Here is a 16661-nt window from a genome sequence, read left to right as displayed (position 1 = left end):
TAATTGCTATTTACGGTATATACTGATCTTAGTTAGTATTAAGTACTTTTCTTTCACATTGTTCAACCAAATCGACCCACAATGTTTCCATATCTATTCCTAAAAAAACAGATAATGTAAACGCTAATTCTAAGCTAGGTTTAGATCGTCCGTTTTCGATATTTCTAATTGTCGTTTCGGTTACACCGATAGCAAGGGCGATTTCACGTTGGGTACCTTTTCTTATCCTAGCTTCTTTAAGAGTTATTCTGGGTTGTATGTTCTTAATACTAACAATATCACCACCTTTATGTATTAACGTCTATTACGTTATTATTGATTACGTAATTAATGCTAACGTGTAATTTTAAATTACACAACCGTTTTATTTTGAAAAAAAGGAGGAGCATTTATTATGAATACATTAGGACTGAGAATAAAGCAATTACGCCAAAAACAAAAAATGTCTCAGGAAGAGCTCGCTACCATGTTAGGTATGGGGCGAGTTAATATCTCTCATTATGAACGAGGGATCATTACTAACATCCCGAGTGATGTTCTCCTAAAACTGTCTGATATATTTAATGTTTCCATTGATTATCTACTCGGGAAAACCGAACATAAGGACCAAAAAATAATTAAAGATTATGAGGGTTTTACAGAAAAAGATAGAAAAGATATTGGAAAAAGGATGGAAGAGATCCGTAAAGACTTAACAGATACAGATGGATTAATGTTTTCTGGCGAACCTCTTTCTGAAGAAGCTTTAGACTCACTAATGGATGCAATGGAATATATCGTGAAACATACACAAAAAGTAAATAAGAAATACATTCCTAAAAAATATAGAAAAGAATCCGAGTAAGTCAAAGGGGGGGAGATTCAATTGGGTTACTACGAAAAAGACGCAGCCTTAGAATTAGCAGAAAGATTTAATACAACCAACCCTTTTGAAATAGCTGAACGTTTAAACATTCACATTTTTTTTCAAGATTTACATCCAAGTATTATGGGATTCTATAAATACAATAAGAAAAACCAATATATATGTATTAACAAAAATCTAAGCATTAATAAACAAATCGTTACTTGTTCACATGTTTGTGCATTGTACAATGCACAAACATGTGAACACCCCTTTTTTACGTGCTAATACATTCTTATCTGTAGATAGATTCGAAAGACAAGCTAATTTATTTGCAGTCGAATTGTTATTGCCTGATGAGGATTGGCATGCGTATGTAAATGAATTTCGTACTCTTAATGAAATATCTTGTTACACCGGAATTCCTAACGAATTATTAGTATTAAAGTATCAAAAAACAACAGGTTGCTTAACATAATCCCTTTAGGGGGTTTTCTTTTAAACCAAAAACCAAACATACACTCCTAGTAAGAAAGGATGACCCTAATGATCATAAACTTGAATGATTGCAGAAGAAGAAAACAACAGAGTGAGGCAAAAAAAATTAGAACGACTGCAATTCCTGTTTTTGACCGTATTTTTGTTGAAAATAATGAATGGGTAGGAGAACTCGCAGGAAGCAAGAGAAAAGTCGTTATGAAGGAATTAGATAAGAAGCCGAATTAACATATTTATTTATTTATTATTATATTCGATAAAATATAGAAATATAGTCGTAACCATATTTGTTACACTTTCTATAAATATTACTTGATTAAGAAGTATTTCATGTAGGCTTCACACCTCTCTCGTTTGTGTATAAGCGATTTTAGTCGCTTTTTTAATCCGAAACTCTTGAGAAGGTTCGAATTCGAAATATACAGCGTTACAGCGTCTTGTATTTCAAGTTGGAATGTTGTGTTTCTGTTGCTTTCATAATAAAAGAAAATTTGACCAATTGTGGTAAGAGAGCAAATAGTTCTCTTTTTTATTTGAATTCGACATAATATAACAATATTATGATTGATTGTTTGTTATGACGGGCTCGAAAATCTTACATTTTACATAATTGGAGGAAACAAATATGTTCAAAAAATCGGGTACAATTGCATTAGGTAGCGCTTTAGCGTTTAGTTTAGCTGCTTGTGATGATTCATCAAACAAGACTGCAACAGAAACAAAAGACGCACCAAAACAGGAAGCTAAACAAGAAACGAAAAAAGAAGATAAAAAGAAAATCACTGCTGCTGATGTAGAAGCAATCAAAACTGGAGATTCTCTGTCTGGTGAAGGTGGAGATAAATACGAAGATATAGTTGCTAAATTTGGTGAACCTGATAGTAAATCTGAGTCTTCAGCTGGAGATATGAAAATGCTTATGGCTAGCTGGACTAAAAATATTAATGGTGATCTTGGTGCTAACTTCAATGTTAGTTTCATTGAAAAAGATGGACAGAAACTTGCAACAAGTAAAGCTCAAATGGGTATGAAGTAAGGGGTATTAACAACATGAAAAGAACAACTGAATTTGTATTAGGCCTTATTGGTGGGATTTTTGGTATTATTTGTGCGTTTATCGCTTTGATGATCGGCAGTATGGGAGTTGCGTTTGAAGCTGAAGGTGCAGACAGCATCATCGGTTTAGGATGGGGAGCTGTTGCTCTATCTATCTTAGGAATCGTTGGCTGTGTAGTAGTTAAGAAGAATGCTAGAGTTGGTGGTATCATGATGACAGTTGCTGCTATTGGCGGGTTCATCTGTATCTCTATCATTTACTTATTACCAGGAGTATTATTATTGATCGGTGGATTAATGGGTATCTTCCGTAAAGATAAAGCTGCTGTATCTGCGTAAATTATTTATATTATTAAAATTAAAGTGGTTCAAGTCGGAGGAAGGCACCTTATGGTGTCTTTTCTTTATACATTAAAAAGCCCACCTATTTCCGTAGGTGGGCTATATGTGATTTTGCACTTGTGCATTATTAAATTATAACAAGAACCTTCAATCCTCGTTAAGCTTCCCGATTTCTCTTCTTTTTTCAACAATCTTCTGCTATGATTGAGGGTAGATACATAAATTTCAAAACAATTAAACTTAAAAATAAAAATAAAAAAACCCCGGCAACAGTTTTTAGATGGTTCAAGGTTGACCGCCAGATACCATTTAAAAACTCGCAAAGCAGAGGTTTTGTGTAAACGTAATTAAGTTATTTAATACTTTCTATAACGATAGTATCATAACTTCAAAAAAACGTAAACATAAATCCTTTATTTTGCTATACCTAATTTTAGGCTGGGAGTGAAAATGGAGGATTTTTTATTATGTCTAAAAACAACAACCAGGACTCTTTTAAGGTCAAAAGTAGAAAGAAAAACAGATTCACTCAAATAGATAACGAGATTTTAGATTGCATTACATTTGATTACGCTATAGACAAATTAGTTTATATCGTATTAGAACGATTTAACTTCTATGATGAGACTAGCACGGTTAAACCATCAATCGGAACCATTGCAGCTATGTGTGCTACGAAAAGTAAAAACACTATTCGCGATTCAATTAAACGTTTAGTGGATATGGATCTAGTAGAAGTTGAAGAAGGCGGTAAAAAAGCAAATGGCGAGTATCACCCTAATACATACTGGCTTTTAGAAATACCTGAAACTATACGTTATAACTCTATCGATAATGAAGTTGCTGTAGAGAAGAAGCGTCAACGCGATAGAGAACGTAAGAATACTAAGAAGCTTATGAAAGAAGAAAATAAGAAAGTTGTTAAGGGTAGTTCAAAAAATGAACCACCTAAAAATAATGAAAAGGGTAGTTCAAAAAATGAACTAGGTAGTTCAAAAAATGAACCAGGTAGTTCAAATTTTGAAGGTAATAATAATACTTCTTTTAATACTTCTTTTAATACTTATATAAGTAGTAGTAGTAATGCTATTAATTATTATAAAGAATCTAAAGGTATTAAACGGATTTCTAAAGATGAACGAATTCAAATAGAACAGTGGGTTTCTACATTCAATGAACATGGACATGCAATATTCATTGAAGCTATTAGAATAGCAATTAAAGCAGATAAGATTGAATTGCGTTATATAGAAGGCATTTTAAATAAATGGCATGAGTTTGGTGTAAAACGTGTTGAAGACATTGATGCATATACAGAAGACTTCAAACGTAAGCAACAAGAAAAGAATAATCGTTCTAACGGTCAAAAAATCATTCGTAAAGATCCAGTACCTGAATGGAAGAGTAATCCAAAAGAAGAGTTAAGTGGTCAAGCGGAAAATAACAGTGAAGCTGAAAAGAAATTTGAAGAGATAATGAAACAGTATAAAAGAGCATAGGTTATTTTCGGATAACCTTTTGTATATAAAATTTCACGTACTCAATCTGTTATGAAAAAGAGTATTTTCGGCATATAGGGGATTTTAGGGAAGCTTGTCTAATTCGTCGCTATATGTGTTTTTATAGATATTTCGAAGTCTTTAGAAAGGCGATAAGGAAATACGTGGAATATATGTAACTTCAGAATATGTGGGCACATGGGAAGCACTAGAAAAAAAAATAACAGATGAAATTTATATATAATTAATCCAAATCAGAAAGGATAGATAACTATGCCACAAAAAATCACACTAACAGGAATGCCGAAAACAGATATTCGAGATTGCGATACATATTTATCATTTGAAATGACAGAGAAAGGCGGTCCAACCGCACCAAAAGGAATACCATTCAAAAGTACGGCTATCATGTACACGGTTTTTGTAAGCAAAAAACAATTCAAAAATGTTGACATAGATTCACAAGGATTCAAAAATACTAAACTACTAGTACAAGGCGAACCTACGTTAGACGCTCCAATGGGTGCATGTCCTGGCGAAGTAGGTGTAATTTGTATGCAAATACAAGCATTGCCGAAGAAAGAAGAGAAACCCAAACAAGAAAAGAAAAAGGAAGAGCCTGAACAAGAGTATACGCCAGAAGGCACAGAAGCTATTCTCCCGTTAGATAAGATTGTTTTGGGTGAAGAATATCAGATATCCGTTCCTAGGCAAGAAAAGCAAGATAGGGTCGTTCAAGCGATTCTGAAAACGGGAACAATAGACGAGCCTATTCTGATTGATAAAGAGAACAAAATTTTGCGAGATGGATTTAGTCGCTATTTTGTGGCGAGAAAAATGAAGTTAGATCGAATACCGGTTAGATTTTCGTGAGAAACATTTGAGTTCTGAAAAATTAACGATATTTAGGGAATCTTGTCTAATGCTTCGCAACATGCATTTTTATTGATATTGCGAAGCATTTGCGAAGACTAATAAACTCGCAAAGTTACAATCAATGAATAACCAATGATAAATTTATTGTTTTTGGTATATTTCATTGAATTAAAACGTAAGTATCTGTTAGAATCAAAAATATCAATGATTAACCATTGGTTTTGAAAGGGGAATGAATATGTTATTAGGAAATCCATATGCGATTGACTTAGGAAATGGCTTTACAAAGCGAGCTTCCAAGAAGAATAAAGACTTAGAAGCGGCTGTTATTACAGAATTATCGGTGTTAGCACCTGTAGATGATTATTACAACGAAGCTGAATTTACGAAAATCGAATTAACAAACACTGACTTCCCTTACTACATAGGAGAAGAAGCAAGAAAATCTAAACTTCCGCTTGTTCGCGCGCTTGGAGAAAATAAAGCGAAGCGTTACGAAGACCCAACATTTAAGAAGCAACTATTCGGGTTCATTGCAAAAGACTTCAAAAAGAATGTTACTATCCCATTACTTGTAACAGGTCTGCCAATATCTCACTTTGGAAACCAACGTGAAATATTACAAAAAGTAGCTACGGAAGAAACGGCTGTTAAAGTGAATGGCGAATTGATCACAATCAAAGTAAAACAGTGTGTAGTGATTCCACAACCAGTCGGAACACAATACTATCTAGTTAAGAAGGAAATCATCAAAAAAGAAGATCGTATTCTAATTATTGATGGTGGATTCGGTACATTTGATGTGACTGATATGTCTGGTAATGCTGTTATTGATCGCTTAGGAACTGAATTAGGTTGTGAAAAAGCATTCATGACTATTGAACAAATCGTTCGTGATAACATCGGTGAAACACCTGATTTAAGCGTTTCTAACATGCACTACATCCTTGAGAAGGGTTATAAGTATAACGGCTCTCTATACGACTTATACACTCATAAAGATGTAGCAGAGAAAGTCGATGCTGAATTACAACGTCATTTCGATGCAGCACTACGTGAAGTTTCTCAAAAGTTCAATCTAGCTGTATACGATAAAATTGTTTGGACTGGTGGAATGGCTGCCCTTCATAAAAAGCGTATTGAAAAGAAAAAAGAGCAATTCCCAACATTTGCGGTTCTAGAAAATGGTCAAGAAGCTAACCTATTAGGATACTACTATTTAGGATGTGATGTCTTTGACAAACTTACAAAAGAAAAAGCTTCAAATTGAGCTTAATCCTAACAACGATAAGGTCCTATACAACTTCGTAACTCGATTAGAGGAACAAGGTAAAGGCCAAAAAGGTTACGTAAATAAGCAGATTAAAAAGCGCTTAGAAATGTACCAGGTGCTTGCTGAAGTTGCTGGTGAAGAAGATCCGCTTCAATTGGTTAAGAAGTTACTAATCAATATAAATACTCATGGCATACAAAATGATGCAGGAGAAGACGAAAAACCATCTGAAGATGTCGTTGATAACGCTATGGATTTACTTAACAGCATTGGTAATGGTAACTGGTAAATAACTATCTAAGTAAAATGCAACCCACTCCCTCTCTTTCCTTAAAATTAGCAGGAACGATAGCATGTTGGAATTATGGCCCTGAGAATACAGAGGGGGAGGAGGTTAAATTTGAAAGGGGAGAGCATCATGAGTAATGTTAACCCTATGTTTGAACCTCGAAAACAATCTACTACAATAACAAACTTACAACCTCGTAAAACTCGTTCTGATAAGAAAAAAGATGTAAAAATCCCTGTAAATGAAATACAAAGGCAACTAATAAGAACCTCAGCCTTCCAACAAGGAATAACCACTACACAATATATGTCCAAATTAATCACAGAACACCTCAGAATCGATTATATAAATGAGATACATGCATACGAATATAAAGACACTAAGAGGTACATCCATGCGAAATTGGAGCAGGAAACACATTCTAAGCTTGTCCAATTAGCGATAGAATGGGGAGTTTCACAAAGAGCTGCAGCAACACGTATTTTATGGTTCGCATTACGCACCATGTAAGGAGTGACTACATGTACAGTAAATACGATGTGATGACAAAAGAAATACAGTTAATGAGTGCCGACAATTGGTGGGAACGAACTAAAATTGAATGGACATTAAAAGAGAAGTATCGTTTTGAAGTTAAAATGATGAAGATTTACTTATTCCGCATGAATATCATAATTGAAGATATGGAAGAGGAAGATTATGAATGTAACGCTAGTGATCTAGCTGAAATACTCGTTGAGGACTTTCTTGAACATATAAGGTCCAAGAATAGTATGGAACAGCTATATCAAATCTTAGAGAGTAAGAAACACTATACGGATTACGAATTAGAATTTAATGAAAATGATGAACGGTATGGAACGATTTCGATAAAGATCGATAGAAGAACATTGAGAAGGATTGAAGTGTTTTTCTCGGATATGGCCCACACCTTCCCTATGCATGGATACACGGCGGATAAACTAATTAATATTTTAATGTGTGATTACATGAAGTATTATGCAGAGGAACCAGGAAAGAAGCTCTCCTTATTGAAACGCCGATTTTCGTAAAATATTGTCGTCCATGCACCATTTTCAGGCCCCTATTTTTAGGGGTTTATTTTTTGTGCAATTGGACATTACTGTAGATAACAATTTTCATAGGGAGTGAGAATGATGTGGAGGTTTCGTTCTAAGAGGACGCCACTAGGAAGATTTTTGGATAAACATAGAATCGAACAAGAATGGTTAGTAAGAAAATCAGGATTGGGAAGAAATACTGTAGGAGATTTAGCGAATAATCCGGATAGATCACCCACACGAAAAACAATGCAGAAGATATTGAAGGTATTGAGGGAATTTGATTCAAGGGTTAAAGCTGATGATTTTTGGGATATGTAATTTACAATTCCCCCTTAAATTGATGTTATCCACTTAATTTAAGGGGGAATCAATATTTAGAGGGTTTCGTTTGTTGAGTAAAATCATTAATCCAATATTAAAGGCATTATCTAAAAGTAAATTCTAATTACATAGAAATGCAAAAATCCGACTCAATTAAGAGCCGGTTTTATTTTTTTACTTCACGTACATATAGTGGTTCTTATTTTACATGTAATCCAACATTATAATAAACAAGAATTATGAGGAATATTGCACTTGTAAGAAGTGTTTTTTTTAGAAATTTTTCTCTGTTAAATATTGTGAGAATCGCAGCGGAAAATGATGTTAAACCCATAATTACTAATAGAATATGTGAATTAATTTTGAGGTCAATTCCTGATACATATAATTGAAAAGAACATATTGCTACAAACAAACAAATTAAAGCCATTACACCAAATATTTTGTTCATATATTCACTCCTGAAAAATTGATTAAAAAAATGTCTATGTATTATCTAAGGGTCATCATATTTCGAAGATATAAATTAAAATACCACATTCTTGCAAATAAGGTATAGCATAAAAATGTCCTTTGACAGCGTACTCCCTAGTCCAGAGTGCGCTGTTTTGTTTTTACTTCACATACATATAATTCGATTTATCAACAATAAAAAAGTCTATACGCAGGACTTATTACGTATACAAACTATCTATTACACATGATACGATTTAATTGTTAAATTTTTATAAATAAATATCGAAGGATGATACAATGCAAGGATTAAAGTCTAAACTATTTGTAAGTGCTTTAAGTGTTTCCTTATTATCGACTGGACTATTTACGACGGGGGCATCAGCTGAAACAAGTATCCCGTTACCAAATCAAAATATTCACATTATGAATCCGTCTATTAACCCCACTGTTCAAAAAGATATAGAGGGTATTTCTAAGTACTTTGATTTAGACGAAGCTCAGACACAAAAATTGATTACGGCAGCTAGCAACAAAGATGATACTGCTTTTGAAACAAGAGGGAAACTGAGCCGGGCTGCTAAAGCTATAAAACAATTATGGAAGGAACTTCCTCCTCAAGTAAAAGAAAGGCTCGGAAACCAAGGCGCATTGATTGTAATTGCGAATAGAGTTGAACACTTTACTGGGGCAATAGAAGATGCCGTGTACAGCGGTGTATTAGATGTAGTTGGTAATTCAACTACCGCTTGGTGGATCACAAAAGCACTTATGCTTTTACTATAAGTTAAGTAAAAAGTAGTTTATACATAATTATTGAACGTATGTTTGGAGGGGGATGAAAATGGAATTTTCAAAATCTAAAACTATATTTGTATTCCTTCTTAGTTATGTACTTCCTATAGTTAGTTTGATTTATATTTTTATTAACAGAAAAAAATGGATCGCTCAAAATATCTTCTTTTTTCGTTATTCGCCTTAACAAGCTTTATCGAAAAAATAGTTGTGACATTTATCACTCGTGATTTTTGGATTGTAGTGATATTCGAATTGATTCAGTTCCTTATTATTATGAGCTTCATAATAATAAAAAAGCGAAATAGTTATTCTTAAGCTAATACGGTAAAAAGGACGCTTTCACGGAGAAGGCGTCCTTTTATTTTTTTGCTACTTCACATATACATAAGCTTCATTTGTTGTTACATAATATGTTTTACCTTTGCTATTGTGTACTTTGTATTGCAGTAATCCAGTAATATTATTTCACTTTGATATATTCGTAAAACCATTTACCTTCAGGTCTCGTATCCATCCACCAAGTGATTTTATTAAACGTAAATATATAGCGTTTATTCATGATGTATGCACTTCTTTTCTTAATCAAAATTATTTTATATATATATAAAATAATTTTGATTATATAGATACTGATTTTGTCCGTTAACAAGACTTTTAAATCCTTTTTTCTTATAATCCGTACATGCTAATATTTAAATTATAGGTGCAATTGCAATTCACCAAGAATTTTCAAGCATAAAAAGTCCGGATTTTTATGCTCTATCTTTGAAAAAAATTAAATATATTATGGAGGACTCTATATCTATGAAGAAAGTAAAACAAGAAAACACACTTTTAGCCGATTTAAAGAAAATTGAAATGGAAAATATTAATGGAGGAGGCTGGAAAGATACTGTACGTTCGGCAGCTGACTTCGGAAGAGAACTTATCTCTTTCCCGTACGGTTGCGGTATGGGGGACGGATATACTAAAGGTAGCACATACACTAGTGGTGGTGGCAATTACTTATCAGGCGCATATGGCCACCGTAATTAATCTTTAGCTTTGAAAAAATATGCAGGATTATTTTTGTAAATAATCCTGCATATTTCGTATTAAACGAGGAGTGTTATACGATGAATTTAAATTATATTTCAACAAGATTAATATATAATATCGATTTTTTTGAAATGTCATACAAAAGATTGGTAGCCATGAATACTGATAATCACAGCTTATTAAATAAAATTAAAAAACGTTTACTCCTACTAAAACGCATCCATAAATACTCCGAAGAAATTAACGAATTATTTTCTGAATTAGATTCAAATACAGCTAGTGAATTAAAGCATTTAAGTGACATACACTTTCTAAAAATATTAGAAAGTTTCTTAGTTACTAAAAAAGTCAAAATCTCTGTTAATATCATGACTTTAAATGAGGAGAGATGTATTGAGAGATGTATTAAAAGTATTCAAAATCTTGCAGATGAAATTATTATTTTAGATACGGGATCTACCGATAAGACACTAGAGATCATACAGCATCATTTTCCGCATGTAAAAATACACCATCTAGAGTGGAATAATAACTTTTCAGAGTGTCGCAATTACTTGATAAATCATTCAACTGGAGATTGGATTTTTCAGATTGATGCGGATGAACACTTAGCAAACAATCAAGAGTATTTAAGAGATTTCTTGGAGGTATTGAATGAATTTCCTATTTACCCACTGGTTATCTGTCCCAAAATTAGAAATCATGATAATCAAGAACTAGATTTCAATAAAAGAATTTTCAGAAAAAAGGATAACTTAAAATACTTTGGGCTGATTCATGAAGACTTACGTTATGATATTTTGAAACAAGGAAATGATTTAATCTATTTTACTACAGATTTTTTGATTGAACACGATGGATATAAACCCGAAATAAGAGCCTCAAAAAAAAAATGTCAAAGGAATTTAAATTTACAACATAAAATGATATGCATTGAACCAAACAATATGAGGTGGTTTTATTTTTTAGCTAGAGAAAAAAAACTTGCTGGTTGTCCAAATGAAGAAGTGGTTCATATACTTTTACAAGGAATAGAGAATATCGAAAATACAAAAGCAAATAATCACTTCTATCTAATGTCTCTATTAATGTTGGCAGATATCTACCATACTCAGCATAATTTTGAATCATTAAATAGGATTGCAAATGAGATATCTAATAATTTCCAACGTTGTATTGATGGGATATACTATAATTTAATTAGTAATTGGACATATCAGTCATCTCAAATTTCAAAATTAATTAATGAAACTTTTCAGAATATAAAAGCGAATGAATCCCCTTTTTCAAAAATAAATTCTAACGGTGATCATATCTTTTATTTATTAGGCATGTTATATATTAATCAAGGTAATTATGAGAAATCCTTTCAAATGTTTTCTACTGTAAAAGACGAAACCATTCTAAATAGAATTAAATCAAATTTAACTCTATTAAGAGATGATATAGACAAGTTTTTAGTTAAATGAATAGGAATTTTATACGGAGGGATTTTCATATGAAAAATTTGTTGGAAAAGATAAATAAAAAAATGAATTCAACGGAAAACATACTGTGTACATTACAATGCTCATTCGATTTACATGTCAACCGAAATTGTTCTCGACCTGGTCTATTGATTGCTACAGAACGACGAATGCTTTTTTACGGTGTACCTATTTCGAATTTTAAAAATGAAATTTTTGAAGAATTCCTTTATGAAAACATTTCTTCGCTTACAATGAAAAAAAGTATCTTTGGGACAAGAGTCCGAATGTATCATAATGATGAATATTTGAAATTTAATAAAATCATAAATGGGGATGCGAATATATTTATAGAAACTGTGAATACTTTATGTGAACAATATATGGGTGAAAAAAATCAAAAAAGAAAGTAGATTCTTAATGATATCCGCCTTAGAAAGCAGAGGCTATCCCGAAAATATAATATTTATCCATAACAACGCATATACTCAAACAAACATCAAGAGAAATTAATATAAATCGGACGCTTTCACGAAGAAGGCGTCCTTTTTACATACACATAGGCTTTATTTGTTGTTACATAATATGTTTTACTTTTGCTATTGTGTACTTTGTATTGCAGTAATCCAGTAATATTATTTCACTTTGATATATTCGTAAAACCATTTACCTTCAGGTCTCGTATCCATCCACCAAGTAATCTTGTCTAATTCTGGATTAGGTAACACTTCAGTCTCGATATGTGCAAGACCTGTCAATGGATTAACAACTACTTTCCCCTTTGTTCCTCTTTCGCTCATCGCTTGGATAGCTTCTTCAATTAAGCTAGTACCGAATTCACCAGATTTAACATAATGATATCCGCCATTAGAAACAGGTTGTTCTGGCTGTTTCTCGCCGGTAAACCAAGCCAACGTTTTATTTCCTTGTAATAAATTTATATCAACTTTCCCAATGCCATCGATATAACCATTGTCGGTATATTGCCAGATGTCACAAGAATAGGCTGGTTTCTTTTGCGGACGACCATCATTTGTTCCGTATCGTGGTAATCAAATAAAATCAGCTTGTACACTTTGTAAATTATAGTCACCATACATATGATGTGCTACATAAAACCCTACTTTCCAACCTGCAGCCTTACATGTATCGATAAATACTTGTGATGCTTTAGCTAAATCATTAAGGTTACCTTTGCTGTTCATTGATTTTACGGTATCGTCTTCCACATCTAACACCAGGAATTTAGCATTAGGATTTACTCTTGCTAGAAAGTCTTTCGCTTCTACAATAGCATCAGCTACTGATACGAAACATCCATAAGCATATGCAGCATGTGGAATGCCATATTGCTCTAGTTTCGATACATGCTCATTATATAAACGATCTACTAATTTTGAACCGTATTGTACACGGCAAATAGCTAACTCAATTTGTGGTGCTGCGACTGGCCAATTAATCTTGTCATTCCATTTTGAAATATCTACAGTGTATCTCATTATTTATCCGCTCCTTCATTTCGTTTATCCGCAAACCATTTACCAGCTGTAGGATTAGATACGACACCTGCAGCAATCAAAATGTACAGAATCATATCTACATATTCTTGATATCTTCCTAAATTAAAATGAGGGACAGTATCCATTAATACCATCCCTAACAGTGCGAACAACGCTACCCATAATCCATAATTTTTGAATTTCTCTTGCATTATTATTTCCTCCGTTTCCTTGTATCAGACCTTTTAATTTTCGCTTCAATTTCACTTGCTACACTTTCCAGTAACCATGTCGGAATCCATTTATCCCAACCGACACGAACGCAATTAGCTGTGAAACTGTTGAAAATGTGATATGTTAAACCGCCAGTTACCATAAAGAAAAAGAAATCTGGTAATTTAAATGCGATATCAAACATGTGAGCTAAACACGGCAATAAAAAAAGCACCACGGTACGCGCGATGCCTTCTACTCCATATGCTGATGAATATGATCCGTCTAATTTTGATGCTTTACTTCCTGTGATCCAATCGAGTGCAACAACCATCATCAGAATGCAAATCCATATTAAGTTAGATTTTCCGTATATGATACTTAAAAATGTTCCTAACCCCCCACCAACTAGTGAACCAAGTTTAAATGTTGTAGAGTTAAAAACATCAACTATGTTAAGACTGGTTCTGTTGCAAAGTTTTTAAATAGACAAAACAAGCCTAATTTAATATGTAGAATTTATGCAGTTTTAAATAATTGTTGTAATTCCTTGTATGCCGAAAAGACGGCGTCTGATGAAAGACTCCGTCTTTGTTTATATATAGCCTGAATTGTTTCAATCCCTTTTATAGTACGAGAGGCATGACGGATGCTTTGGAATCCAGAAGATTGAGCAAATCGACGTTTCACATGCCGATGATCTTGTTCAATACGGTTATTGAGATGCTTTAGGGTACAATGCTTCGTATGCTTGTAAAAACCATTTTTCAGCAATTTTTTGAGCGCACAAAGTAAGGCTGGGTCCTTGTCTGTAGTAAGAACCGTTGGTTCTCCAAAGGTTTTGACGATTCGCTTCATAAACATATAGGCCGCTTGATGATCACGTGTTTTACGAAGTTGAATATCCAAAGTATATCCATCTCCATCAATCGCACGATACAGATAACACCACTCTCCCTTCACTTTGATGTAAGTCTCATCTAAATGCCAAACAGAGTGTACCTTTTTGTTTTTCTTTTCCAGATTTGATAAATCAGATTTCCATATTCATGGACCCAACGCATGATTGTTGTGGGATGAACGGATATGCCACGTTCATTTAAGATTTCAGAAACATCACGATAACTTAAAGAAAAACGACAATAGTAGCTGACGGCTACCAAAATAATATCTTTCTTGAACTGTTTTCCTTTAAAATATCTCATGCTTCATGCTCCTCAAATCATTTTTCTTACATTTTAATTTCGCTTAGAAAACTTTGCAACAGAACCTGTTTTGTTTTGTTAGGATTTGTGTTTTGTTATAGTGTGTTGCATGAGAAATCGATTATTTTTGAAAAAACTTGGGTCGACCTCGACTCGACCTATGTAAAAAGTGACTCGACCTTGACTCAACTTTTTGTTTTACTGTATGTTCCCATGATGTTGCTAGGTTTTGCCTAGCTTCACACTCTAGGTGGGAACAAAAATCCCTTATGCTCTTCTCTCTTTTTTTTGTTGGGATTGTGTGGTGTTTCGTTTTTTGAAGTTTGTTCACTGTCTGATAAAACTTGAGTTTAAAATTTCGGCAGTCGGTGAAAAAATTGACCGTTATCTTGGAAGAAAAAAAGCCCCAGTGGGTAACCAAACATGTCGATGTTTTTGGTGAAGAACGAACAAACTTTTTGAGTTTGTGTAAGTGCGCACTGTAGTGATTCTTTTTGATTGAGTGATAGTGAATTTGCATGGGTACCGTCATAGCATTTGTTTACTTGTTGAACTTTGCTATTTTATTTTGAAATGCTTGGTTTTTATTTTTTATGTAGCCCATCCAATTACGATAGCGAAGAACCATTTGATTGCGAGCCTCCCTTTGGCAACCTTTTGCCGTACCGGCAGCCGTAAAAAACAACGGCTACCGCCACAGCAAGGCTACCGCCAAGACTCTCTAAAATCAATGAACCTTCCAACCGAACTGTCTTTAGCCCACATTTGGATCATGGGGTATGGGAACCTTCCAACCGAACTGTCTTTAGCCCACATTTGGATCATGGGGTATGGCAAGCTACGGGAGTGTGACCACACTCCCCAAAAACGTTGTTTTTGACTTGCTAGGAAGTTTCCTAGCACCTTTACCATTTTCTAACCTCAAAAATTACATTTTTTCGTTTAGAAAATGGTTGTCGCTTCGCTCGATTCATTATAAAATTTGGTGGTGAAATTATGACATTTATTCATAAAACATATTTACAAATAACTTTAGATGAAAAAGATAAAAAAATGATAAAAAATAAAGCAGAAGAATTTGGCTATAAAACGGTATCTGCATTCATGGTTGATAGTGCAAAATCACATTTCAAACTTGAAGTAGATATGAAAGCTTATAGGGATTTAACAAAGGAAATAAATTATATTGGCAAGAACATAAATAGCTTAATTAGAAGGATCCATACAGACGGAATTTACACGGATAATGATATGGATTTCCTTAGAATGAATCAGAAGAAAATCATAAAAATTATGAATACAGAATATGACCGATTACTTGATTTAAAAACCAAGTTTAATAGTGATAGCTTAAGCAAAAAACAAAAGAAAAAATTAATAGAATCCTTATCCGAAAATCAAATTCCGATACCAAAGAAATTAGTATTAGAAGAAGTATATGAAAAGATAAAAGAAGACTTTCTTTATATTATAGAATGTATAGAAGACTCACCTAACCAAGATATGATAGTAGCGGAATACGTATGGGATTATTTATATGGAGATACACTTTATAAGTTAGATGATCACCAACTTATAAAATTTGCGGATAGCCTATTTATTTTTGCACAAAAATTGAAATTTAAGTTATCTAAACTCGATAATATTTTTTCGGATGATGATTGGTTTGAACTAAAAGATATCTTAGATGAGTATGAAATATATTAATAAGGGACTGGGGATCATGTCTATTGTTAAAATACAAAAAGTAAATAACTTGAAAGGTCTCATAAATTACGGTATGTAAGACCATAAAACAAATGAAGAATTCGTCACATTTTACGAGTGTTCGATTGAAACCATAGAAAGGGATTTTAGAAGTGTTTTAATTGACTACAATGAAAAGAATAATTGTAATAAAAATGTGGGTTCTGGTGCAAAAAGACCA

Annotated in this window: 21 protein-coding genes and 3 pseudogenes; 18 read left to right on the top strand and 6 right to left on the bottom strand. The window is 33.3% G+C overall.

The window, feature by feature from the left end; all coding sequences use genetic code 11:
• Positions 1–28: 28 nt before the first annotated feature.
• Positions 29–247: a helix-turn-helix transcriptional regulator gene (locus CDB3_RS33185; RefSeq protein ID WP_372708564.1), complete on the bottom strand. Its 219-nt coding sequence runs from the start codon at positions 245–247 to the stop codon at positions 29–31.
• 147 nt (positions 248–394) lie between these two features.
• On the opposite strand from CDB3_RS33185, the gene CDB3_RS28750 reads away from it, so the two are divergent.
• From CDB3_RS28750 to CDB3_RS28690, 13 genes are all read left to right on the top strand, one after another.
• The gene (locus CDB3_RS28750) at positions 395–844 is read left to right on the top strand and encodes a helix-turn-helix domain-containing protein (RefSeq protein WP_128856815.1); all 450 of its coding nucleotides are present in this window, start codon (positions 395–397) and stop codon (positions 842–844) included.
• A 250-nt stretch (positions 845–1094) separates the two neighbouring features.
• Positions 1095–1322 carry an ImmA/IrrE family metallo-endopeptidase gene (locus CDB3_RS32670; RefSeq protein WP_256869960.1) on the top strand — a complete coding sequence of 76 codons (228 nt, stop codon included), beginning with the start codon at positions 1095–1097 and terminating at the stop codon, positions 1320–1322.
• 68 nt (positions 1323–1390) lie between these two features.
• Positions 1391–1570: a hypothetical protein gene (locus tag CDB3_RS28740; protein WP_128856814.1), complete on the top strand. Its 180-nt coding sequence runs from the start codon at positions 1391–1393 to the stop codon at positions 1568–1570.
• A 397-nt stretch (positions 1571–1967) separates the two neighbouring features.
• Complete coding sequence (locus CDB3_RS28735) at positions 1968–2378, top strand: DUF3862 domain-containing protein (RefSeq protein ID WP_128856813.1); 411 nt, start codon at positions 1968–1970, stop codon at positions 2376–2378.
• Between the two features lie 14 nt (positions 2379–2392).
• Positions 2393–2737, top strand: a complete 345-nt coding sequence (locus tag CDB3_RS28730) for a DUF4064 domain-containing protein (protein ID WP_128856812.1) — start codon at positions 2393–2395, stop codon at positions 2735–2737.
• A 470-nt stretch (positions 2738–3207) separates the two neighbouring features.
• Positions 3208–4239 carry a DnaD domain-containing protein gene (locus CDB3_RS28725; protein ID WP_128856811.1) on the top strand — a complete coding sequence of 344 codons (1032 nt, stop codon included), beginning with the start codon at positions 3208–3210 and terminating at the stop codon, positions 4237–4239.
• A 273-nt stretch (positions 4240–4512) separates the two neighbouring features.
• On the top strand, positions 4513–5112 hold the full coding sequence (locus CDB3_RS28720) for a ParB N-terminal domain-containing protein (RefSeq protein ID WP_179139769.1): 600 nt from the start codon (positions 4513–4515) through the stop codon (positions 5110–5112).
• Positions 5113–5353: 241 nt separating this feature from the next.
• Positions 5354–6385: a ParM/StbA family protein gene (locus tag CDB3_RS28715; protein WP_128856809.1), complete on the top strand. Its 1032-nt coding sequence runs from the start codon at positions 5354–5356 to the stop codon at positions 6383–6385.
• Positions 6345–6677 carry a peptidylprolyl isomerase gene (locus CDB3_RS28710; RefSeq protein ID WP_128856808.1) on the top strand — a complete coding sequence of 111 codons (333 nt, stop codon included), beginning with the start codon at positions 6345–6347 and terminating at the stop codon, positions 6675–6677. Before CDB3_RS28715 ends, CDB3_RS28710 begins: the two co-directional genes overlap by 41 nt.
• Before the next feature lie 129 nt (positions 6678–6806).
• The gene (locus tag CDB3_RS28705) at positions 6807–7187 is read left to right on the top strand and encodes a hypothetical protein (protein ID WP_128856807.1); all 381 of its coding nucleotides are present in this window, start codon (positions 6807–6809) and stop codon (positions 7185–7187) included.
• A gap of 11 nt (positions 7188–7198) precedes the next feature.
• A complete protein-coding gene (locus tag CDB3_RS28700) occupies positions 7199–7729 on the top strand; it encodes a hypothetical protein (protein ID WP_128856806.1) in 531 nt (176 codons plus the stop codon).
• A gap of 105 nt (positions 7730–7834) precedes the next feature.
• Entirely contained in the window at positions 7835–8059 is a 225-nt protein-coding gene (locus CDB3_RS28695; RefSeq protein ID WP_000267987.1) for a hypothetical protein, read from the top strand.
• A 756-nt stretch (positions 8060–8815) separates the two neighbouring features.
• Complete coding sequence (locus tag CDB3_RS28690) at positions 8816–9301, top strand: hypothetical protein (RefSeq protein ID WP_128856805.1); 486 nt, start codon at positions 8816–8818, stop codon at positions 9299–9301.
• 381 nt (positions 9302–9682) lie between these two features.
• On the opposite strand, the pseudogene CDB3_RS33180 reads toward CDB3_RS28690, so the two are convergent.
• Positions 9683–9772, bottom strand: a pseudogene (locus CDB3_RS33180) (N-acetylmuramoyl-L-alanine amidase); the annotation flags it as partial.
• A 345-nt stretch (positions 9773–10117) separates the two neighbouring features.
• Here CDB3_RS33180 and CDB3_RS28680 point away from each other — a divergent pair.
• The 3 genes from CDB3_RS28680 to CDB3_RS28670 all read left to right on the top strand — a co-directional run bounded on the left by CDB3_RS28680 (position 10118) and on the right by CDB3_RS28670 (position 12230).
• Complete coding sequence (locus CDB3_RS28680) at positions 10118–10348, top strand: hypothetical protein (RefSeq protein ID WP_128856804.1); 231 nt, start codon at positions 10118–10120, stop codon at positions 10346–10348.
• A gap of 80 nt (positions 10349–10428) precedes the next feature.
• On the top strand, positions 10429–11820 hold the full coding sequence (locus tag CDB3_RS28675; RefSeq protein ID WP_128856803.1) for a glycosyltransferase family 2 protein: 1392 nt from the start codon (positions 10429–10431) through the stop codon (positions 11818–11820).
• Positions 11817–12230, top strand: a complete 414-nt coding sequence (locus CDB3_RS28670) for a PH domain-containing protein (RefSeq protein ID WP_306295574.1) — start codon at positions 11817–11819, stop codon at positions 12228–12230. The genes CDB3_RS28675 and CDB3_RS28670 overlap by 4 nt, the downstream gene beginning before the upstream one ends.
• 222 nt (positions 12231–12452) lie before the next feature.
• Here CDB3_RS28670 and CDB3_RS28660 read toward each other — a convergent pair.
• The 4 genes and pseudogenes from CDB3_RS28660 to CDB3_RS28645 form a co-directional block, all read right to left on the bottom strand.
• Positions 12453–13316, bottom strand: a pseudogene (locus CDB3_RS28660) (GH25 family lysozyme).
• A complete protein-coding gene (locus CDB3_RS28655; protein WP_061685210.1) occupies positions 13316–13528 on the bottom strand; it encodes a hypothetical protein in 213 nt (70 codons plus the stop codon). Before CDB3_RS28655 ends, CDB3_RS28660 begins: the two are co-directional and overlap by 1 nt.
• Before the next feature lie 2 nt (positions 13529–13530).
• The gene (locus CDB3_RS28650; RefSeq protein ID WP_128856801.1) at positions 13531–13983 is read right to left on the bottom strand and encodes a phage holin family protein; all 453 of its coding nucleotides are present in this window, start codon (positions 13981–13983) and stop codon (positions 13531–13533) included.
• A 65-nt stretch (positions 13984–14048) separates the two neighbouring features.
• Positions 14049–14734, bottom strand: a protein-coding gene (locus CDB3_RS28645) for an IS6 family transposase (RefSeq protein ID WP_256869959.1) whose coding sequence is annotated in 2 segments (ribosomal slippage) — positions 14049–14548 and positions 14548–14734 — 687 coding nt in all. Because the reading frame shifts where the segments join, the coding sequence is not laid out codon by codon here.
• Between the two features lie 996 nt (positions 14735–15730).
• Between CDB3_RS28645 and CDB3_RS28640 the strand changes: the two genes are divergently transcribed.
• Positions 15731–16441, top strand: coding sequence for a hypothetical protein (locus CDB3_RS28640; RefSeq protein ID WP_128856800.1), 711 nt, complete (start codon positions 15731–15733; stop codon positions 16439–16441).
• Between the two features lie 16 nt (positions 16442–16457).
• Positions 16458–16661 (top strand): annotated as a pseudogene (locus CDB3_RS32665) (relaxase/mobilization nuclease domain-containing protein); the annotation flags it as partial.

The sequence above is a fragment of the Bacillus sp. CDB3 genome (assembly GCF_002081505.1).
Lineage (GTDB): Bacteria > Bacillota > Bacilli > Bacillales > Bacillaceae_G > Bacillus_A > Bacillus_A cereus_AT.
The sequence above is the reverse complement of the archived record's forward strand: the minus strand, read 5'-3'. Positions and strand labels throughout refer to the sequence as shown.